We start from the raw sequence: 20,359 nt of genomic DNA, 5'->3' as shown, positions 1-20,359 counted from the left end.
CTGCAATGCTAGTTGTAATTTTCTATCTGGCTAACAATAATGAGCTATAGTGGTTAATTTTTTTGTTTAAGGTGGGTTTTTAAGTGGATGGCAAGTCAAATTTAATTGGAAATTGTGAAAATAACAAGGTATCAGCATGAAAAAAGCAAGAAAGAATCAGGCGAAGAAAAAGCCAAAATTGATCAACAAAAATATCCGCATCAATAGCCAACTGGAGCAATTTATGACCGTTGATTTGAATTCGTTAACGACGACCCAACTTATTGAAGAAGCGAACCTTTTAAACAAAGCTGTTGACGACACACAGCCTGAGCAAGTGCTGGAACAGCGTGCGCGTATTGCTGAGATGGTTGAGATTTGGATGAAGAAAACCCAGCAAGTGCCTGAATGGGCCGCTACTCTCCACGCCAAGCAACTTATTGGTAGCGCCTTAGCTTGTGACGCTTTGGCGGTTGCCAATAAAAGCGATGATGATATAGCAGCGGGTTATTGGTTAGAAGGTAGTTTATTGTTTAGCCAAGTGTTGTCTCTCTATCCGAGCCAACCGGAGTGGGTGGTAACTTATCATCAGAAGCATTTGTTGGAAGGTGGTGCGGCCTTTGATCGTGTAGCGCAGGCCACCAAAGGCACTGACGACCTTAAAACCGCTGGCAATTGGTTAAAAGGTTCGGCGTTATTGGGTGAGTATATCAAGCTTTACCCCAATGCCCCTGAGTGGCTTACTCCTATGTATACCAAGCAGTTACTGGAAGGCGGCATGATTTATGACCGCTTGGCGGATACCGCTAAAAATAGTGATGATGGTAAGGCCGCCGATTATTGGGTGAATGGTGTCCTATTATTGGGGCGCTTGGTGGCGCAGTATCCTGAGCAACCTGAGTGGGTGGTGCGGTTATTTGAAAAGCAATTTTTAGAAGGTGGGGTAGCGGGTGACCGTGCCGCGAGTGCCAATAAAGGCGCAGATGATACCGCAGCCGCGGATAACTGGATAAAAGGCTCGGCGTTATTGTGGCAGTATTTGAAAACGATGGCTGATGCCCCTGAATGGGTTGTTAACTCCCATAAAAAACAATTGCTGGAAGGTGCGTTGGCTTGTGACCGTGTCGCCGCCGCCAGCAAAGGTGTTGACGATGTTAAGGCCGCTGATTATTGGACAAAAGGGGCCTTATTGCTGGGCCGGTATTTGAAGCTGTATGGTAACGATCAGGAATGGGTGCTGAATGCCCATGCCAAACAATTATTGGAAGGCAGTGTTGCTTGTCATCGCGTGGCTACCGATAAAAAAGCCCAAAATGATGCCGCAGCGGCAGATTTCTGGGCACAGGCGACGGTCTTGTTTGGGCAATTGCTGGCAGATTATCCTGAGCAACCGGAATGGGTTGTCAACCATCGGGACATTGCCAAAGCCAATGCCTCAGCGACACCTTATTTGGCGCAATTGATCGATTTAGACGCATTTGACAAGGCGTTTTGTGTAAAAAAAAAATAGCCTTAGATAAAATCGTTAAGCTAGCCGCTGACGACGCTTTATCTGAGCCGACTGGCGCACCTGCCCGCGATTTGGGTGCGCCATGCCGTAACCAACAGGCTATTTTGATTCTTGGGATGCACCGTAGCGGCACTTCGGTACTGACGCGGGTCATCAACTTATTGGGGGTCGATTTAGCCGACCATTTAATGACACCTAATTGGGATAACGAGGCGGGCTATTGGGAGTCGTTTGAGTTGGCACAAATCCATGACGATTTGTTCGCCTTGTTGGGTTCGGCTTGGGATGATCTGTTACCGATTGATGAAAGTTGGTTAGCCTCGCCTATCGGTAACGACTATAAGGCGATTCTGGGTGCTTATTTGCTCAAGCAGTTTAGCTATTCGCCGTGTTTTGCCATTAAAGACCCGCGTATGTGCCGATTCATCCCTTTATGGCTGGATGTTTTGAAAACGCTAAAGGTGCAGGTTAAGGTGGTCATCCCTTACAGGCATCCTGTTGAAGTGGCGAAGTCGTTGGAAAAAAGGGATTTGTTTTTATGGGAAAAAACCTTTTTGGTGTGGTTGCGGCATATTTTGGCGGCTGAATTCCATACGCGCGGCTTAAAACGCTGTTTTGTCAATTATGGTGATTTGTTACAGGAACCTGGACAAACCATGGCGCGTATTTCTAAGCAGTGCGCGATTGCTTGGCCAAATAGCTCGCCTGAGGTTATGGCCGCTGCCTTAGCGGCAATAGAACCGACCTATTACCATCAACGTATGCCAGCGACCGATGCGGTTTTTGCAGGCTTTTCAGAATTGATTCCCCGTGCTTACCGTGCTGTCGGCAAGTTAAGGCTGCGCAGCGATAACAAGCAAGCCTTGGCACAGCTAGATGCCATTAGTGAATGTTTATGCCAAGCCGATAAGCTTTATCAGGCGATTATTATCGATAAAAACAATGACATCCAGTATTTGTTCGATGCCTATAATAGTGACGGTGAGCCGTCCGAATAATGCTTTAAGCCATTCCCGACAAGGCGCCAGCAATGCCTATACTGCCCATTTATTAAGCTAAATAGGCTGTTTTTGCGGTGGCGACCCCGCTAAAATGCCCCCGTATTGCATTCCCTCCCAATTGCTGCCACCCAAATCCGCTATTTTCGGTTATAATCGAACATTTAACCGTACCTTGCCACGCTTGGGTTTTGCCATAACATCTTGTGCCAACCATCATGACCCCTGAACAATTCGCCCTTTATGCCCAACAAGGCTATAACCGTATTCCGGTTTGCCGTGAGATCCTCGCCGATTTGGATACGCCTTTAAGTGCGTATCTGAAATTAGCTGATGGCGCTTATTCTTATCTGTTTGAATCGGTGCATGGTGGTGAGCAGTGGGGACGTTATTCGATTCTGGGCTTACCTTGCCAGACGGTGCTGAAAGTTAGCGGTTACGACATCCGCTTAGAAAAAAATGGCGAGTTGCTCGAAGCTGTTACCGACAGTAACCCGCTGGTGTGGATAGAACAATTCAAAGCCCGCTATAAAGTGCCGGATGTTGACGGCTTGCCGCGTTTTAGCGGCGGTTTGGTGGGCTATTTTGGTTATGAGACCATCGCCTATATCGAGCCTAAGGCTTGCCGGATGGCCAAGCCTGATGTGCTGGGCTGTCCTGATATTATCCTGATGGTATCGGAAGAGATACTGGTGTTTGATAACCTGTCCGGTAAAATGCTCTTATTGACCCATGCCGACCCTGCCGAGGCCGATGCCTATACACAAGCGGTCGCCCGTTTGGACGCGCTGGCCATTAAATTGCGCACGGTGCAGATTAAAACCGATACTGGCCACCAGCCGAAAAGTGTCGATGAAGCGGATTTTGTCTCCGGCTTTACCCAACAAGGTTACGAAGACGCGGTACGCAAAGCTAAAGAGTACATCACCGATGGCGACATCATGCAGGTGGTCTTGTCGCAACGCATGTCCATCCCTTATACGGCCTCGCCGTTGACGCTGTACCGGGCTTTGCGGTGTCTGAACCCCTCGCCGTATATGTTCTACCTGAATCTGGATGGTTTCCATATCGTCGGCTCTTCGCCGGAAATTCTGGTCAGATTGGAAGACGATACGGTGACGGTGCGCCCGATAGCCGGCACCCGCCGCCGGGGCGCGACTGCCGAGCAGGATTTGGCACTGGAAAAAGAATTGTTGGCGGACCCGAAAGAGCTGGCCGAGCATCTGATGCTGATTGATTTAGGCCGTAACGACACCGGACGGGTGGCGGAAATCGGCACGGTGCAACTGACCGATAAAATGATTGTCGAACGTTATTCGCATGTTATGCACATTGTTTCCAATGTCACCGGCACGCTTAAATCTGGCCAAACCGCCTTTGATGTCTTGGCGGCGACGTTTCCGGCGGGCACGGTCAGTGGGGCACCAAAAATCCGCGCGATGGAGATTATCAACGAATTGGAGCCGGTTAAGCGCGGCATCTATTCCGGCGCGGTCGGTTATGTGTCCTGGTCGGGCAATTTAGACACGGCGATTGCCATCCGCACCGCCGTCATCAAAGATAACATGTTATACATACAAGCGGGGGCGGGTATCGTCTATGATTCGGTGCCGACGAGCGAATGGGAAGAAACAATGAATAAAGGCCGGGCAATTTTCCGCGCCGTGGCAATGGCAGAGGCCGGTTTGGCAGGAGCAAGGGTATGAGCGCGATTAATCTGGTGATGGTCGATAATTACGACTCGTTTACTTACAATCTGGTGCAGTATTTTGGCGAACTGGGCGCGAAAGTGACGGTAGTCCGTAATGACCAAGTGACGGTGGAGGACATCCGCCGCTTGTCACCCGATAAAATTGTCATTTCCCCCGGCCCTTGTTCGCCGAAAGAGGCCGGGGTGTCGGTCGCCACCATTACCGAATTGGCGGGCGAAATCCCGATATTAGGGGTGTGTTTGGGGCATCAGAGTATCGGTTATGCCTTCGGTGGCGACATCGTCCATGCCAAAAGCATTATGCACGGTAAGACCTCGCTGGTTTACCATCATAATAACGGTGTGTTCCAAGGCCTTAGCAACCCCTTTACCGCCACCCGCTACCATTCCTTGGTGATTGCCCAAGCCAGCTTGCCCGATTGTTTGGAAGTGACCGCATGGACGCAAGATGCCGATGGCAACCAAGATGAAATTATGGGCGTACGCCATAAGACCTTGGACATAGAGGGTGTGCAGTTCCACCCCGAATCCATCCTCACCGAATACGGCCACGAATTGCTGGCGAATTTTTTGCGGCGGTAAACGGCTTACTGTTCTATTGCTGGCGCGGGCGGTGCCTGCGCCAGCCTTTTGCCTGCTCCCTAATGGGGGGTGGGTTTTCTTAAGCGCCTTGTCGGCCTGTATAGCATTTCTCACGAAGTCTTGTGCCTTTCGATCAGAACCTTCCTGATGCACAACCCTTTAGGGAACACTCGTTATGCCTGGCTACCATGTCAAATTTGAAACCGTCACTGTCGGCGGTTTTGCGTATCAAATCCGCTCGCTTGCTGACCTCCAGCAATATTACGATCCCTTGCAAGAAGCCGAATTGGCGGGCATTTCCCCGGCCAGTTGGCCGCTGTTTGGGCATTTATGGCCGTCGGCGCGGATTCTCGCCCAAGCCATGCACAGCTTGGAATTGACCGGACAGCGCATTCTTGAGATTGGCGCAGGACTGGCCCTCGCCAGTTTGGTCATCCATCGGCGGGCGGGGGATATGACGGTGAGCGATTGGCATCCTTTAAGCCAAACGTTTTTAAACGAAAATACCCGCCTGAACCAACTGTCGGTACTGAAATACCACGCCGGCAACTGGGCGGGGAAGAATCCGGGGCTGGGGCAGTTTGATTTGATTATTGGTAGTGATGTGTTATACGAACGCCAACAGCCGGGCCAACTCGCCGCCTTTATCCACCGCCATGCCGCCCCCGCCGCCGAGATTATTATTGTTGACCCCAACCGGGGCAACCGCGTCGGTTTCTGTCGGGCCATGGCGGATTTGGGCTATGGCTTCACCAGTAAAACCGCCGACCGCCTTATCGAAAACGGCGACCCGTATAAGGGGCGTTTGCTGACGTTTGCCCAATGCTTGGCAAGCTAGTATTGCTGTGCAGCGTCCTACAATAGGCTTTTTCATGAGCAATTCTTACCCTATCGCCAAACACAGAGGCCATAAAGGCCTAGCCTGGTGGGAAACCTTAAGCCCAGCCGATTCTAGCGAGTAGCTTAGAAACCTCCCCCAATTCATTCCGCAAACGCCAAAACCCTATTCCGGCCTTGTGCTTTGGCCTGATATAAGGCGGCATCGGCGGCATTGATTAATGCCAAGGCCTCTTCGCCGTGTGCCGGGTAGCTGGCGACCCCAAAAGAAGCTGTTATCTTGGGCAACAATATTTCTGTGTAAGCTAAGGTCAGCCGGGCAATCGCCAGACGGATTTTTTCGGCAATTTCCCATGCCCCTTCGGTGGCCGTTTCAGGTAGCAACAGCAAAAATTCTTCACCACCAAAGCGAAACAACATATCGCTGCGGCGTATGGTCTGGCGGACGGTTTGGGCGATACTGCTTAGGACGATGTCGCCCGCGCTATGGCCGTAATTGTCGTTAAACTGTTTGAAGTGGTCCAGATCGAACATGACTAAAGAACAGTAGCGGTTATAGCGGTCGGCGATGGCGAGTTCGGTGTCCAGCGCGTTATCTAAAGTACGGCGGTTCAATGCCCCGGTTAGTGGGTCATGTTCGGCTAAGTGCTGTAGTTTGCTGTTCGCCATCTCCAGTTCGTCGCTTAGGGTGGCGATGAAATGCAGTAAGTGGCTAGTAATCCGCGCGTGACGGAAACGGTAGCGGTCTTTTGCGGTATCGGCTCCCGTGTCTGTCCAATGAGCGGGTTCGGCGGCTTCGGTTTCGCGCATAGCTACCACGATTTGGCTGGAATTGAGTTGCTGTAAGTGGTTGCCGTGTCGGCAGAATTCGCCGCTGGTAAAGAAGCCCGCCACGGGGGCCAGTGCCTGAAACGGATAGGTTTCCAGTTCGACATCTTGCTGTAGGGTAAAGCGGCGGCAAATGCACGAATACAGATAGATAGCTTCCGGTGCAAAGGCCGCCAATTCGGCTACCACCGCATGGGTGTTCTCTAGGGCCAAATCGACGTTAAGATAACCTAAGCGCACGGTTTCATCTTGGTAAACGTCGGCGACTAAGGTGACGCTGCCGTCTTGGTTGGCGGAGACTGGGTTTCTGGCGATTTGTGTGCCGTACCGCTCCATCAGGAGCGGAAACTCGACCAAATACATGTCTTCATCATCGGGATGGATACCCAGATACTTGCGGTAGACATCCAGTGCCGGTTTATCGTCGATGCACTGGATGTTAAAGCCATCAACCGCCGTTAAGGCCATTTGTGGGCCGAGGGCTTGCCAGCCAAAAGTAATGTGGGTTTCGATGCGCAATTGCGCCCCCGCCAAGCCTACGGCGACACAGCCCTCGGCAAGCAGGGCTGTGTGCAGAAAGACGCGCGGTTGTTGGCAATTTAAGGTTTCGGCCGCCCCGCCGCCAAATACGGGTACGGTCGGTAGGCGGTCTTCTATGCCTTTCAGCACGTTTGCACAATTGATGCGTGTTGGTGTGGCTAAGAGCAGAATGCCTTGCAGGTGGGGGATAGGTTGTAAGGCTTCGGCAATGGCTTGTCCTGCCGTATATTCGCCGCCTTGGTGGCTGGCGCAGGCGATAGGGTGCAAACTGGCCGAGCTGAATATGCTGACGGAGACGACAGTCGATTCCAGGCTCACCCGTCCGGCACAAATTTCGCCCGCTGATGTGGATCCGACGATAACGGCTTGGGGTAAGGCGTGTTGGGCGGTGTTGACGAGGTTGAGAATCCAAGCGTCATTGCATTGGCCGACAAAAAGTTGTATCAGGACGCTGTGGGCGGATTTGGCGGCGGTTTGTACGGCTGCGCTGGAAAAAAAAGGGGCAAATTGTTCGGCTGCTGTAAAGGCGGCGGTGATGTGCTTCATCAGGTCATTCTTATTTTGGCCAGTGGCCTTTCGTCAGTGTGCGGGATGCCGTTTTGTCCAACCCATAGGTTTGGGTTGCTGGGGCGGATTATTTCAGGGGATATGGGAGATGCAAGAGATGTCTATATGTCATGTTTAGACGAACGTAATAGCCTTGCAAAATAACATGTTTTTGCAGTAAATGCTATTGCCTGCTTACAAAGAAAAGTGAAAAATTACCGCATTTAGGTAAAAGGGCTGGGGTATTGTTTTGACCGGGCTTAACGTTTATGCCAATCCAAGGTGGCTAGAGACGTTGCAGTGCAACGTCTCTACAGTGCAGATGGGGTTTGGGTATGCTTACAAAATGTTGGCATAATCCTGTTCTAGCTGCCGGAAGTTCAGCGAGGTCATAAAGCGGCTAAAGCTCATCCAAGCGGAAAGGCCGTTGAGGTCACGAAATTGCGGCGGCAGGAAGCGGGGTGGGCTGACCGTGCCTTCTTCGACCAAATCCACCAGTATTTTCATGTCTTCAATGGTGGTCTTGCCGCAGAACAGCAAAGGGATGCGGTCAGGTTTGCCTTTATTGACCGCTAGGCGCATAAAGTTATAGGTCAGCACAAAGCCTTTGATGTAGGTCAGGTCTTTGGTGAAGGGCATCCCGTTAGAACTGCTGCCTCGGAACACACGGCTGCTTAAGGTGTAGCTGTCTTCCTCATCCAGGCCTTTGGCACGGAAAAACGCGAAAATGTCCAGAAAATCAGCGCCTTCTTCGGCTAAGGTAATGGCGCGGACGCGGTTAATCAGGCGCATCAGGCGGTTGGGCGTGGAACTGAAGGTTAATATTTCCATCAGCACCGCCAAGCCTTCTTGGGTGACGGTGGCCGAAGGGGGGCCTTTGCCGAGGAAGGTGCAGTATGGCTGTTCCATACCGTTGAGGGTCGTACCGAGGTGTACCCAGATTTCATGCACTTCCAGTACCCGTAAGTCGCGCATATTAAACAGCGCGTCGGCGCGGAGCTTAACGTAATCGGTACCGGCGGCGGCATCCGAAACGATACCGTCGCTGAGCATGGCGCGTAGGCCTTCGCCCGGCAGCACTTCTTCTATGCGTTGGTTAAGGATGTCGACGGCTTCTTTGGCGGTGATGGTTTTCGGGTCTTCGTTCAAAAAGTCCAGTTGCAGCAGTTGCTCCAAGGTCGATTCCATCATGCTGCCCAAGTCGGCAATGGTCGGGTCGCCGACATGGAACACGTCTTGCGATGAGCCGTACAGTTCTTGGGAGATATTAGAAAACGTCGAGGTGCCACGCGCTTCGAGCATGTAGACGACATCTTGGTATTCGCGGCACATGCGGCGCATGATGACGCTCAGCGGGTTAAGTTGGCCGAGTTTGCGCACTAAATCGCGTTCTATTTGATGGAATTCTTCTTTTTTGTCGCTAGGGTCAAAGCCTAAGGGGCGTTGCTTGTAATAATCGGCATCAATAGCGGGCAGGGATTTACAGCCACTTTGTAAAAATGCCTGTTTGATGCTGTCATCCCATTTGATCGCGTCGAGGATGCGGATGGGCTGTTGCGCCTTAACGATACGGTCGGATAAGGCCTTCACTTCGGTCAGATAGGTGGACGGTTTTAGGACTTTTATATTGCTCATAGCATGGTCTCTCAGTAAGCAGCGTGGTCGGCACTCATCAGGTAATGTTTCAGACGGATTTGTAAACAAAAAGCAATAGTAATGCCATGTTTCTGATTGTAAGGTATTTTGCCGATAAACGTTACAGATTTTCCGAGGCGTAATCGGCGAGGCGGGAGCGTTCGCCGCGCCGGAGGGTGATATGCGCACCGTACGGCCAATGCTTGAAGCGGTCGACGACGTAGGTCAAGCCTGAGGTGGTGGCGGTCAGGTAAGGGGTGTCGATTTGCGACAGGTTGCCGATACAAATGATTTTAGTGCCGGGGCCGGCGCGGGTAATCAGGGTTTTCATTTGTTTCGAAGTGAGGTTTTGTGCCTCGTCAATAATCAGAAAACGGTTCAGAAAGGTGCGTCCGCGCATGAAATTTAACGAGCGGATTTTGACGCGGTTCATTAAGATATTTTTGGTCGCGCCCTGTTCCCATTCGTTTTGCCCGGAACGGCTGCCCAGCAATTCTAAGTTATCCATCAACGCACCCATCCATGGGGCCATTTTTTCTTCTTCTGTGCCCGGTAAAAACCCGATGTCTTCGCCAATAGGTACGGTTTCACGGGTCATGATGATTTCGTTGTAGATTTTTTTCTCTAGGGTCATGGTGAGGCCTGCCGCCAAGGCAATCAGGGTTTTGCCAGTGCCCGCCGTGCCTAAGAGGGTGACAAAATCAATTTCGGGATCGAGCAGGACGTTGAGGGCAAAGTTTTGCTCGCGGTTTTTCGCATAAATGCCCCAGACGCTATTGTGTTTGGAGCGGTAATCCCGCGCCAGCTCCAAGATAGCCGTTTCGCCGTCGCAACGGCGGACGATGGCCTCAAAATTACTGTCATTGTCCATGTACAAGTATTGGTTAGGATACCATTCGCTGACTAAAGGGTCTTCAAGGCGGTAAAATGTCCGGTCTTTTTCCTGCCAGGAGTCCATTTGTGTGCCGTGGTTTTCCCAAAAATCATCCTCTAAGGCGGTCGCGCCGCTGTAGAGCAGGTCAATATCTTCTAAAGTCTGGTCGTTGTGGTAGTCCTCGGCGGTTAAGGCTAGGGTAGCGGCTTTGATGCGCATGTTAATATCTTTCGATACTAAGATGACTTTGATGTGCGGGAATTTGCTGGTGAGCGCCAGCACGACGCTGAGGATGGAGTTGTCGGCAAGGTTGCCGGGCATACTGTCAGGCAAGAGCGCGGTCATGGCGCTGGTTTGGAAATACAGGCGGCCTGAGCTGTTCAGGTTGTCGCCATTGGGGCTGTGCTCAATACGCGATAAGGGCAGGCCGTCGTTAAGAGTCTGCTGGCTGGTGTCGCGGATCAGCCCGTCAAGAAAGCGGCTGGCTTGGCGGACGTTACGCGCGACATCGGTCAGGCCTTTTTTACCGTGGTCTAGTTCTTCCAGAACCACCATCGGGATAAAAATGTCATGCTCCTGAAAACGGAAAATCGCCGCAGGGTCGTGCATCAGCACATTGGTATCTAAAACAAACAGCTTGTTATCAGGCATGGTCTGAATATTCATGTCGGTACCATTGGGTTGGGCGGGAGGAAGGCGAAGGCCGCCGTGGGTCTGGGGCATGGGTATGCCGCCAGGTGCGGTTGGGAGTTATGCCGGGTGTTACGCCGCTAGTGTCCGCAACAGCGCCAAGACTTCGTCGCTGTGGCCTTGGGCTTTGACTTTACGCCAGGCATGGATCAGCGTCCCGTCAGGGCCGATCAGAAAGGTGCTGCGTTCAATACCGCGTACTTGTTTGCCGTACATATTTTTGAGTTTGATGACCTCAAACAGGCTGCATAGCTGTTCGTCGCTGTCTGACAGCAGGTCGAACGGGAATGCCTGTTTGCTTTTAAAGCCTTCATGGACTTTGACCGAATCGCGTGATATGCCGATGATGACGGTATTGAGCGCGGTATAATCGGCGATAGCGTCACGGAACGCTTGGCCTTCTAGGGTACAGCCAGGCGTGTTGTCTTTAGGGTAAAAGTAGAGCAACAGATACTGGCCGCGATAGTCACTGAGTTTGACAGTTTTCGCGCCTGTTGAGGCCAGTTCCATATCCGGCACGACGGTGCCAATACTGGGTGAGGTCATAAGCTACCTAACGTTTTATGGGTTCAAGAATGGCATCGATGTTAAGCTGGTCGCAAAATTCCATGAATTCTTCGCGCAGCGACAGCAAATGCAGTTGCGGGGGGATCAGGATAATAAATTTACTGGCAAAGACGGGATTTTGGATATAGGGGGCAGGATAACAACTGCCGGTGATGTCTTCAATGTCAATATCGCGGTCAATCAGGAACGAACTGACCGACTCGACGATGCTGTCGTGGTTGAGTGAGAGGGTTTCCAGTAAATAAGGCATACAGTCTTTGCCTTTGTCCCGGCTTTCTGGGCGTAGGGTCTGGATTTTGATGTCAATGCGCCGCTGGATGACATCTAAGGTGCTTTCTAATTTGGCTATTTGATTCCAATTGCCTTGTACCAGCAAGTAAGTGGCGGTGGATTGTGCCAGCCGCGAGGCGCGGATTTCCACGATATTGCATTTGCAATCGCGGATAGCGGGCAATAGTTCCGCAATAAAATTGATTTTGTTGTTACCTAAGGCAGTAATGGCGAGTTGCATAATGAGTTTTTTTGAATATTTTTTTGGAAGTTTAGCATCAAATGAGCGAAACTTTATGCACATTGCTGAGTGTGCCGCTAAAAGTTGCCGTTGTCGCTGATTAAGAAAGATAACGGCATTCCCCGATTTTACATTACCTACCCGATCAAGCCATGAAAAAGACCCGTAAGAGAAGCATTTCTAAAGACCGTAGTTTCAGCAGGCTCAACGGGCCGGGCAGTGCCGCCGATGAAATGCTGGTGTTGGCAGAGCTACGCGCGACCCGTGACGACCCGGTGTTTACGGTAACGCCATTGGATAATTTGCCTGACGATGAAGATGCCATAGACCGCCTTTTGGTTGTCAGCGGTGTTGAAAAACCCATTACCAGTATAGTTCAGGTTGAAGATATGACCAGCCGTACCAGCGCCGAACAGATCGAGGTTCTGCCTGATGCCGCTGCGGATAGGGCTCAGGCGGCGGCTTATAGGGTGGTGCCGTTGGCAGCTACGCAACCGCCAAGTGAGGCAGAGGCAGAGCCTGAGTTGTCCGGTGTGACGTTAAAAGTTGCTAGCCATGATGCCGATGGCGTTGTCGAAACGCAAGCGTTTTTTTTCTCGGTCACCGAACCTAAGCCTGAGCCGGGCGGGCAAACCTTGGTGTCGCCTGTTGAAGACCGGCCTATGGCAACCGCGCCGGATTTGTGGGCGGCGGGCATGGCCGATTCACCACTGCGTGTTGAACCAATTTTTGAGACGGCGTCGATAGAAGAGGCCGATACGCCGACAATGGTGGAGGTTGCTGCCGAAACGGGAGTGGCGATGCCTGTCCCCCTCATTGACGATGAGCTTGCCAATCCGTTAGGATTGGCAGTCGACCGGCCTATGGCAACCGCACCGGATTTGTGGGCGGCGGGCATGGCCGATTCGCCGCTGCGTGTTGAACCGATTTTTGAGCCAGTGCCGATAGAAGAAGCGGACACGCCGCCGGGACTGGAGGTTGCCGCCGAAACGGGGGTGATGATGTCCGCACTTGATGACGCTGCCAAGCCGTTAGTTTCTGATGATGGGCTACCACATTCCGACCCGTCCGTTGTGGTGGTAAGTCCGCCCGCCGCTACCTCTGGCACCGAGCGTTGCGAGTATAAAACGGAGCAGGCACGGATTAATACGATTACGCTGATTTTGAGTATTGTTGCGTCTTTATCGGCGTTGGTGTTGTACTTTTTACTGATGGATATGAAAAATGATGTGCTTAAGCTTAATGAAATGGTCGAGATTATGAAAGAGGATATTCAGATCAAGCGCGACGAACCGCCCGCCGAGTAGAGGCAAGTGGATTTAGCTAGAGGGATAGGGGCTTTTGGGTTATGCCTGCGAACTTCCGTTAAACAAGACGCTATGGTTTTCAGATGGATGGGGCTGTTGATATGAACAACAAAACGGTTGGTATTTTGTTCATATCAACCGTAAAGGGCTGATTTGAATTTTAAGCAATTGATTTCTAGTTATTGTTTTTTTGGTCTATATATTGCTGTGGGCAGTGTGTAGCCATTGGGGTAAAGGGTTGTGTGCGCCTGACAAAATAGCGGTATCAACACTATTTTGCTGAAAACAGTTTGGCGGCGGCAACTCTATTTGATCGGTTTGATAATGTCGGCTTATAGCGTTTGTTAGATGGTGTTTTCGCAAAATAGTGAGGGTGTGCGTATGAAATTATTAATGGCATTAATGGTTGTTGCGTCGGTCTATGCCGTGTCTGCGCGTGCAGGTAACGTGGCAGACAGGCAGGTTGTGGCGATGGCTTGCGCTGAAGAAGCGAGGCTGGCGCATTGTGGCCGGGCAGTTGTTGGGGACGGTTTGTTGCGGTGTTTGCACACTTATCCGTTTGCCCAGCTTTCTCCTGGTTGTCAAAGGGCGCTTAGCCAGTTGAGGGCGGATAGCCGAGTGGTGATTAGCCCTCGTCCGGTGATTGTGGTACGGCCTACCTACGCGATTCCCGCCCCCGGTTACCTTTGGCGGCAGCATCCGCGTTATGGTTGGGGGTGGTACCATCCCCGATTGGGTTGGCATAGGGGGTGGCGATAGTTGATGGCGTTTTTACCGGAGTAGATTAGGCGTTTATTGCTTATTTTTAAGGAAGGTCTTTTATGAAATTATTATTAACAGCCATTGGCTTAAGTGTTTTTTTGGCGGGATGTGCCGTACAGCCTGTAGGTGTCGGGATACGCCCGGCCGCCGTAGTGAGACCGGCTTATCCGATACCGGGACCTGGTTATCTTTGGCGGCAACACCCCACTTATGGTTGGGGTTGGTATCATCCAGGAATGGGATGGCATCGGGGTTGGCGATAACTGAGCTTAGGGATGGGCATGTGATAAATTAGCAGGGTAAGGCCTTTGAAGCTGGCATACCTTCTGAGGGTGTCAGGCTTTAAAAGGCATTGTTTACCCATTCGCCAAGTTATTCCCTATTTGATGGTGTATTACCCCGAAACCTAAGGCGTTAAGGGTTTTGGCAGGGTTTAGGATTTATGAAGACTTTTTTTAAAAGAACGGCATTGTTGCTGTTATTGAATGGCCTTATGGCTTTTGATGCCTATGGGCAAAATAAGGAGCTATCGGTAGATGAAGTGCTGGCCATTTTCTACCAACGCAATCTCGATTTGATTGCCGCGCAATATAATATCGACCAGTCCCAAGCCGATGCCGTCATTGCTTCGGCTATTCCCAACCCTAATTTCAGTTTTCAGCTTTCTGAGCTTAGCGGTAATCTGAATAATGGTGCCAGTGCCACAGGGTGCAGCCATAATCCCGGCGTTTCTTGCGGGCCTGCCGAGTATTTCTCTTTCAGCCAATTAATTGAGGTCGCGGGTAAACGGGGCTTGCGCATCCAAAGCAGCGGTTTTGCCACGCAAGCCGCCGCCAGTGATTTGCAGGATGCCGTGCGGATATTTTCTAATATGGTCAGGGATGCGTATTACGAATTATTACAAACCCAGAAAAACCGCTGGTTAGCGCAAGAAATTGTTGACCATTACCAAGTCATTGCCAAGGCCAACCAGTTGCGCCTGCACAGCGGAGATATTTCGGAGTCGGATTTTTTGCGGGTCAAAATGGAATCGGTACGCGCCGAGTCGGATTTGGATAACGCCCAAACGGCGGTTGAGCAGGCTAAGGCCAAGTTAGCCATGCTGTTGCGCTGGCCTGAGCAAAGTTTGTCGTTCGAGGCGAAAGAGCAGTGGCCGACCGTTAAAGACTTGGGGCAAAGCCTTAGCAGGGAGCAACTGATCACCAAGGCCTTGGAGCAACGCCCTGATTTGCAAGCGGATAAATTACGGGCCGAACAAGCCGATAAAGAAATGGAGTTGGCGCGGCGGTTAAAGTACCCTGATGTGACCGTCACCGCCGGTTATGCGCGTGACCCCAGTAACAATGCCTTAAATTCGGGTTTTGTCGGGGTCAGTGTGCCGTTACCCTTGTTTTATCAATATAAAGGCGAAGCCGATAAGGCCGCTGTTCAGTTCAGCCAAAGCCGTTTGGCAGTGGAGCAAACCGAGTTGGGCATCCGTCAGGATGTGGTCGGTGCCTTAGCCACTTGGCACAGTACCGATAAGATAGTCCGCCGCTTTCAAGACGGATTGCTCAATGATGCGGTGGTGGTGCGTAATAGCGCCGAGCTGGCCTATAGCCGGGGGGCGACCAGCGTACTGGATTTTATCGAAGCCCAGCGCAGTTACAAAAATGTGATGCGTGATTATTATTCGGCGCTGATTAACCGCGCCAATGCCTACTATGATTTGGCGAAAGCCATAGGGGTTGAGCCGACTAACGACAAGGCCAGCGGACAGAAGGCGGCCTTAGGACAGCAATAATCGCAGGGGGTTATTTGGCCCCGCACTCGCAGCGTAGTTTATATCAGTAATGGATATGATGAATCAAATGTATTTGCACAGAAAAATAGCGGTTTTAATGGTGTTGCTAGGCTGGTTGCTGTTAGTGGGGTGTTCCGGCCCCGCCGATCAGGCGCCGCCCGCACCGCAGCGGCCTAAAGTCGCGGGGCAAGTTTATTTGCCGTCGGATTCACCGAAAAAAGCCTATATCAAAACCGCCCGCTTAAGCTTGTCGGAGCATCCCTTATTGGAGCCGCTGGTAGGTAAGATTAGCTACAATGAAAGTTTGACCTCCAGAATCAGCTCTTCGGTGGCGGGTCGGGTTATCGGTACGCCGGTGGCCTTGGGGACGACGGTGCAGGCCGGTTCGGTGTTGTTAGAATTGAACAGCCCTGATGTAGCCGATGCCGAGGCAGATTTTGCCAAGGCGCAGGCCGATTTGATGCTCGCAACCCATGCCTTCAACCGCCAGCAAGAGCTGTATGCAGGTAAGGCTGTGTCCCGCAAAGAATTAGAGCAGAGCCAAGATGAGTTAAGCCGTGCCAGCAGTGAAGCCCGCCGCGCCCAAGAGCGTTTGAAAAACCTGCATATCAACGAGCAGCAAACCGACGGCCATTTTGCCTTGCGTTCGCCCGTACCCGGCATTGTGGTCGAAAAAAACGTTAATCCGGGTACTGAAGTGCGGCCTGATTTGGAAAAGCCGCTGTTTGTGATTTCCGATATTAAAAAACTGACCGTGTTAATGGAGGTCTTTGAAGTCAATCTGAGCAAAATCAAATTAGGCCAAAAGTTATCTGTGTCGGTGCCGGCTTATCCGGGTGAGCGGTTTCCTGCCACTGTGCAATATATCGGGCAAGTGCTGGATGAAGATACGCGCAGCATCCAGGTGCGTTGCGATTTGCCCAATCCTGACGGGCGTTTGTTGCCGGGCATGTATACCAATATTGAAGTCGGTAGTGGCCCGGACGACCTTGCCGTGGTGATTCCGCTGACGGCGGTGTTTACGGAAGGCGACACCGATTATGTGTTTATTGCCTTGGATGCCGAGCATTATCAACAACGGGCTATTAAAATGGGTCTGCACTTAAAAGATAAGGCCGTCATTAGCCAAGGTTTACAGCCTGATGAACTGCTGGTGACGGAAGGCGCACTGATGCTCAGTGCGGAAGAAGAGCTGGAAACCGATAGCGCCAACCCATAGCAGCCCAAAGGATAGAGCCACATGATTGAACATATTATCGCGTTTTGCTTACAGCAGCGTTTGATGGTGATCGGCACGACCATAGCGATTATTATCTCAGGGATTATCGCCTTTGAAAATTTGCCCGTACAGGCATTTCCTGATGTGCAAAACGTTTTTGTCCAAGTAGTGACCCAATATCCCGGACAAGCCCCGGAGGAGGTCGAAAAGCAAGTGTCCTTGCCGATTGAGCGGGTCATGAACGGTCTGCCGCATTTGATGAATATGCGTTCGGTATCCATTTTTGGCTTGTCGGTCGTGACGTTGACCTTTGACGATAAGGCCGAAGATTATTTTTCCAGACAACAGGTCTTAGAGAAGTTACAAAACGCCGACATACCCGACAGCACCAGCCCGCAGTTAGGGCCGTTATCGACGGGGGTCGGCGAAATCTACCGCTATGTCATTGATGCCAAGCATTTGCCGTTAGTCGAGCAGCGGGCGCTTCAGGATTGGGTGATAGAACCCCGAATACGCACTGTGCAAGGGGTGGCCGATGTGGTCTCTTATGGCGGCGGCGTTAAGGAATATAAGGTTGCCGCCAAACCTGAACGTTTGAAAAATTACCGCATCGAATTAGGGCAGGTCTTTGCCGCCATTGCCGCCAATAACACCAATACTGGCGGCGGGTATATCGAACACGGCGACGAGGCCTTAGTGGTGCGCGGTACAGGGCTGTTAAAGTCGGCAGAGGAAATTGGCGAAATTGTCATTGTCACCAATGACGGTGTGCCAGTCCGCATTAAGGATGTTGCCGACATCAGCGTCGGCCCGCAACCTAGGACGGGTATTGTCGGCATGAACCAGCGTGACGATGTGGTGGAAGGCACTGTGTTGCTGATAAAAGGGCGTGATGCCGTTAATGTGTTGGCGGGGGTGAAGGAGAAGATTAACGAACTGAACACCTTTGGCTTGCCGCCGGGGGTTAAAATCACGCCCATCTATGACCGCACCGAACTGGTCGGCCATACCGTGCATACGGTCATGCACAATATGCTTGAAGGTGCGGCACTGATTCTGATTATCTTATTGGTGTTCCTGCGGCGCTTTCTGGCGGCTTTCTTAGTCACCTTGATTATCCCCATCTCCTTGCTGTTTGCGTTCATTCTGGTGGATTTGGGCGGCATTTCCGCCAACCTGATTTCGCTGGGTGCTATCGACTTCGGGATTATCGTCGATAGTGCCGTGGTCTTGGTCGAAGCGGTGATGGTGCAGGTGACGCTGGATTTGCACCGTAAGGCCGACATCCGCCATTTGCGGCAAACCTTGTTAAATACGGCGACCGAAATGGGCCGCCCCATTTTGTTTTCCAAGGCTATTATTATCATCGCTTTTTTACCGATTTTTACCTTCCAGCAAGTGGAGGCGAAAATTTTCTCGCCGATGGCCTATACACTCAGTTTTGCGTTGGTCGCGTCAATGCTGTTTAGTTTGACCTTTGTCCCCGCCATGCTGACCTATTTGCTGGGCCCTAAACTCGCGGAAACCCATAATCCGTTGGTGGCGGTGATGGAACGCCATTATCGGCGTATCCTTGAAGGGGTGCTTAGGCATTCACGGCTGGTATTTTTCTCGGCGGTAGCAGCCTTAGTGCTGAGTTTTATGTCGGTACGCTATATCGGTACTGAATTTATGCCCAAATTGGACGAGGGCAATGTTTGGTTGACAGTGACGTTGCCCACACCGGTTTCGCTGGCGGCTTCCAAACGTTTTGAGGAAGAAATCCGCGCAAAATTGGCGGCATTTTCCGAAGCTAAAACTGTGCTGACCCAGCTAGGCCGCCCAGAAGACGGTACTGATCCTAAGGGCTTTAATAATTTGGAAGTGCTGATTGATCTTAAGCCTAAAGACACTTGGCGGTATAAGAGCAAAGACCAATTAGTCCAAGCCATGAATAAAGAACTGGAGATTTTCCCCGGCATCTTGACCAATTTTTCCCAAGTGATCCAAGATAATGTCGAAGAGGCCATTTCTGGGGTAAAGGGGGAAATTGCCATTAAGATATTCGGCGCGGATTTGGCGACGCTTCAGGACAGGGCTGATCAGGTCACGCATATTTTGGCGGGCATTAAAGGCGCGACCGATGTTGCCGCCGAGCAGCAAGCGGGTTTGGCGCAAGTCATTGTCGATATTGACCGTGCCAAAGTGTCCCGTTACGGCATCAATATTGCCGATGTCGAGCAGGTGATGGATATAGGCATGGGCGGGCGGGCGGCTTCGAAGTTTTTGGAAGGCGAGCGGCGCTTTGACATTACCTTGCGTTATGAGGAAAGTGCGCGTAATTCGGTCGCTGGCTTGGAGGCATTGACCGTAAAGACGCCGACAGGCCAGTTGATCCCGTTATCGGAATTGGCGACGGTTAGGGTCAATCAAGGTGCGTCACGGATCAGCCGCGAAGACAATATGCGCCGGATTGCCATCAAGTGTAATCTGATCAACCGCGACCAAGGCAGTTTTGTCGCCGAAGCCCAGCAAAAAGTCGCCGCGCAAGTGGACTTGCCGCCCGGCTACCGTATTGTCTGGAGCGGGCAGTTTGAAAACCAGCAACGCGCCATGAAGCGCTTGGCGATTATTGTGCCGATTAGTTTGGGCTTAATTTTTGTGCTGCTGTTCTGGGCGTTTATGTCGATTAAAAACGCCCTGCTGATTGTCATGAACGTGCCTTTTGCCATGATTGGCGGTATCCTGATCTTATTGCTGACCCATATTAACCTAAGCGTTTCGGCGGCGGTCGGTTTTATCGCCCTATTCGGTATCGCCGTCCAAAATGGCGTGATTTTAGTCTCACAATTGAATAAACTGCGTAGGGAAGGGCAGTCGCTGCACGATGCCATTGTCAACGGCTCGGTCAGCCGTCTCAGGCCGGTGGTCATGACCGCCATGATGGCGATGTTAGGGCTGTTTCCGGCGGCGCTGTCCACCAGTGTCGGCTCGGAAACGGCGAAACCGTTTGCCGTGGTCATTATCGGCGGCCTGTTGACCGCCACCGTGCTGACCTTGACGCTGTTGCCTGCCCTGTACCGCTATTTCGCCGAAGCTGATGAACCTTAACGAGGAATTATGAAAGAGATCCGCGCCTTTATCCAGCCCAATAAGCTCAATAGCGTTACGACGGCGTTAATGGACATTCCGGGCTTTCCGGGTATGACGGTGATCGATTGCCAGGGGTTTGGGCGCGAACGTACCCAGCATGTCCAAGATTACCGTCCGTTTATGCCGAAAAAGCGTCTGGAGATATTTGCCCCCGACAGTTTGGTGGAGCTTATTTTTACCACCATCATGACGGTGGCGTGTAGCGGCCAACATGGCGACGGGAAGGTGTATATTGTTGAAGCGTTGGAGGGTGGGCGTATCAGCAGCGGGGAAAGGCGGGTTGATTTGGGGTAGGGGGGGGGGCTGGATTTTTATTCGCACTTATAGCTCATCCTCAGTTGTTATGAT

15 protein-coding genes are annotated in these 20,359 nt (G+C 51.6%); 10 read left to right on the top strand and 5 right to left on the bottom strand.

Features of this window, described 5'->3' with window-relative positions:
- Window positions 1-136 precede the first annotated feature (136 nt).
- From CEK71_RS00750 to CEK71_RS00730, 5 genes are all read left to right on the top strand, one after another.
- Window positions 137-1,489 (top strand): hypothetical protein, encoded by a 1,353-nt coding sequence (locus CEK71_RS00750; protein WP_088617590.1) that lies wholly within the window; start codon window positions 137-139, stop codon window positions 1,487-1,489.
- Window positions 1,471-2,487 carry a sulfotransferase family protein gene (locus CEK71_RS00745; protein ID WP_088617589.1) on the top strand — a complete coding sequence of 339 codons (1,017 nt, stop codon included), beginning with the start codon at window positions 1,471-1,473 and terminating at the stop codon, window positions 2,485-2,487. The genes CEK71_RS00750 and CEK71_RS00745 overlap by 19 nt, the downstream gene beginning before the upstream one ends.
- Before the next feature lie 218 nt (window positions 2,488-2,705).
- Complete coding sequence (gene trpE, locus CEK71_RS00740; protein ID WP_088617588.1) at window positions 2,706-4,193, top strand: anthranilate synthase component I; 1,488 nt, start codon at window positions 2,706-2,708, stop codon at window positions 4,191-4,193.
- On the top strand, window positions 4,190-4,780 hold the full coding sequence (locus tag CEK71_RS00735) for an anthranilate synthase component II (protein WP_088617587.1): 591 nt from the start codon (window positions 4,190-4,192) through the stop codon (window positions 4,778-4,780). Before trpE ends, CEK71_RS00735 begins: the two co-directional genes overlap by 4 nt.
- Window positions 4,781-4,955: 175 nt before the next feature.
- Complete coding sequence (locus CEK71_RS00730; RefSeq protein WP_088617586.1) at window positions 4,956-5,618, top strand: class I SAM-dependent methyltransferase; 663 nt, start codon at window positions 4,956-4,958, stop codon at window positions 5,616-5,618.
- A gap of 143 nt (window positions 5,619-5,761) precedes the next feature.
- Here CEK71_RS00730 and CEK71_RS00725 read toward each other — a convergent pair whose 3' ends face one another.
- The 5 genes from CEK71_RS00725 to CEK71_RS00705 form a co-directional block, all read right to left on the bottom strand.
- Window positions 5,762-7,531 (bottom strand): sensor domain-containing diguanylate cyclase, encoded by a 1,770-nt coding sequence (locus CEK71_RS00725; protein WP_088617585.1) that lies wholly within the window; start codon window positions 7,529-7,531, stop codon window positions 5,762-5,764.
- 339 nt (window positions 7,532-7,870) lie between these two features.
- Entirely contained in the window at window positions 7,871-9,166 is a 1,296-nt protein-coding gene (locus CEK71_RS00720; protein ID WP_088617584.1) for a flavohemoglobin expression-modulating QEGLA motif protein, read from the bottom strand.
- A gap of 121 nt (window positions 9,167-9,287) precedes the next feature.
- The gene (locus CEK71_RS00715) at window positions 9,288-10,706 is read right to left on the bottom strand and encodes a PhoH family protein (RefSeq protein ID WP_088621450.1); all 1,419 of its coding nucleotides are present in this window, start codon (window positions 10,704-10,706) and stop codon (window positions 9,288-9,290) included.
- 96 nt (window positions 10,707-10,802) lie between these two features.
- Window positions 10,803-11,276, bottom strand: a complete 474-nt coding sequence (locus tag CEK71_RS00710; protein WP_088617583.1) for a peroxiredoxin — start codon at window positions 11,274-11,276, stop codon at window positions 10,803-10,805.
- Window positions 11,277-11,283: 7 nt separating this feature from the next.
- Window positions 11,284-11,808 (bottom strand): glycine cleavage system protein R, encoded by a 525-nt coding sequence (locus CEK71_RS00705; RefSeq protein WP_088621449.1) that lies wholly within the window; start codon window positions 11,806-11,808, stop codon window positions 11,284-11,286.
- 152 nt (window positions 11,809-11,960) lie between these two features.
- Between CEK71_RS00705 and CEK71_RS00700 the strand changes: the two genes are divergently transcribed.
- The 5 genes from CEK71_RS00700 to CEK71_RS00675 all read left to right on the top strand — a co-directional run bounded on the left by CEK71_RS00700 (window position 11,961) and on the right by CEK71_RS00675 (window position 20,305).
- Window positions 11,961-13,115: a hypothetical protein gene (locus tag CEK71_RS00700; protein ID WP_088617582.1), complete on the top strand. Its 1,155-nt coding sequence runs from the start codon at window positions 11,961-11,963 to the stop codon at window positions 13,113-13,115.
- Between the two features lie 1,204 nt (window positions 13,116-14,319).
- Window positions 14,320-15,660 carry a TolC family protein gene (locus CEK71_RS00690; protein WP_088617580.1) on the top strand — a complete coding sequence of 447 codons (1,341 nt, stop codon included), beginning with the start codon at window positions 14,320-14,322 and terminating at the stop codon, window positions 15,658-15,660.
- Window positions 15,661-15,715: 55 nt separating this feature from the next.
- Window positions 15,716-16,879: an efflux RND transporter periplasmic adaptor subunit gene (locus tag CEK71_RS00685; RefSeq protein ID WP_088621448.1), complete on the top strand. Its 1,164-nt coding sequence runs from the start codon at window positions 15,716-15,718 to the stop codon at window positions 16,877-16,879.
- A gap of 21 nt (window positions 16,880-16,900) precedes the next feature.
- Window positions 16,901-19,969, top strand: coding sequence for an efflux RND transporter permease subunit (locus CEK71_RS00680; protein WP_088617579.1), 3,069 nt, complete (start codon window positions 16,901-16,903; stop codon window positions 19,967-19,969).
- A 9-nt stretch (window positions 19,970-19,978) separates the two neighbouring features.
- The gene (locus CEK71_RS00675) at window positions 19,979-20,305 is read left to right on the top strand and encodes a P-II family nitrogen regulator (RefSeq protein WP_088617578.1); all 327 of its coding nucleotides are present in this window, start codon (window positions 19,979-19,981) and stop codon (window positions 20,303-20,305) included.
- Window positions 20,306-20,359: the final 54 nt, after the last annotated feature.

The sequence above is a fragment of the Methylovulum psychrotolerans genome (assembly GCF_002209385.1).
In the GTDB taxonomy this organism is placed as follows: Bacteria; Pseudomonadota; Gammaproteobacteria; order Methylococcales; family Methylomonadaceae; genus Methylovulum; species Methylovulum psychrotolerans.
The sequence above is the reverse complement of the archived record's forward strand: the minus strand, read 5'-3'. Positions and strand labels throughout refer to the sequence as shown.

Bases quoted from the DNA above. Each gene is read 5' to 3' on its own strand.
- CEK71_RS00750 (WP_088617590.1), top strand. From the start codon at position 137: ATGAAAAAAGCAAGAAAGAATCAGGCGAAGAAAAAGCCAAAATTGATC.
- trpE (WP_088617588.1), top strand. From the start codon at position 2,706: ATGACCCCTGAACAATTCGCCCTTTATGCCCAACAAGGCTATAACCGT.
- CEK71_RS00735 (WP_088617587.1), top strand. From the start codon at position 4,190: ATGAGCGCGATTAATCTGGTGATGGTCGATAATTACGACTCGTTTACT.
- CEK71_RS00730 (WP_088617586.1), top strand. From the start codon at position 4,956: ATGCCTGGCTACCATGTCAAATTTGAAACCGTCACTGTCGGCGGTTTT.
- CEK71_RS00725 (WP_088617585.1), bottom strand. From the start codon at position 7,531: ATGAAGCACATCACCGCCGCCTTTACAGCAGCCGAACAATTTGCCCCT.
- CEK71_RS00720 (WP_088617584.1), bottom strand. From the start codon at position 9,166: ATGAGCAATATAAAAGTCCTAAAACCGTCCACCTATCTGACCGAAGTG.
- CEK71_RS00715 (WP_088621450.1), bottom strand. From the start codon at position 10,706: ATGAATATTCAGACCATGCCTGATAACAAGCTGTTTGTTTTAGATACC.
- CEK71_RS00710 (WP_088617583.1), bottom strand. From the start codon at position 11,276: ATGACCTCACCCAGTATTGGCACCGTCGTGCCGGATATGGAACTGGCC.
- CEK71_RS00705 (WP_088621449.1), bottom strand. From the start codon at position 11,808: ATGCAACTCGCCATTACTGCCTTAGGTAACAACAAAATCAATTTTATT.
- CEK71_RS00700 (WP_088617582.1), top strand. From the start codon at position 11,961: ATGAAAAAGACCCGTAAGAGAAGCATTTCTAAAGACCGTAGTTTCAGC.
- CEK71_RS00690 (WP_088617580.1), top strand. From the start codon at position 14,320: ATGAAGACTTTTTTTAAAAGAACGGCATTGTTGCTGTTATTGAATGGC.
- CEK71_RS00685 (WP_088621448.1), top strand. From the start codon at position 15,716: ATGATGAATCAAATGTATTTGCACAGAAAAATAGCGGTTTTAATGGTG.
- CEK71_RS00680 (WP_088617579.1), top strand. From the start codon at position 16,901: ATGATTGAACATATTATCGCGTTTTGCTTACAGCAGCGTTTGATGGTG.
- CEK71_RS00675 (WP_088617578.1), top strand. From the start codon at position 19,979: ATGAAAGAGATCCGCGCCTTTATCCAGCCCAATAAGCTCAATAGCGTT.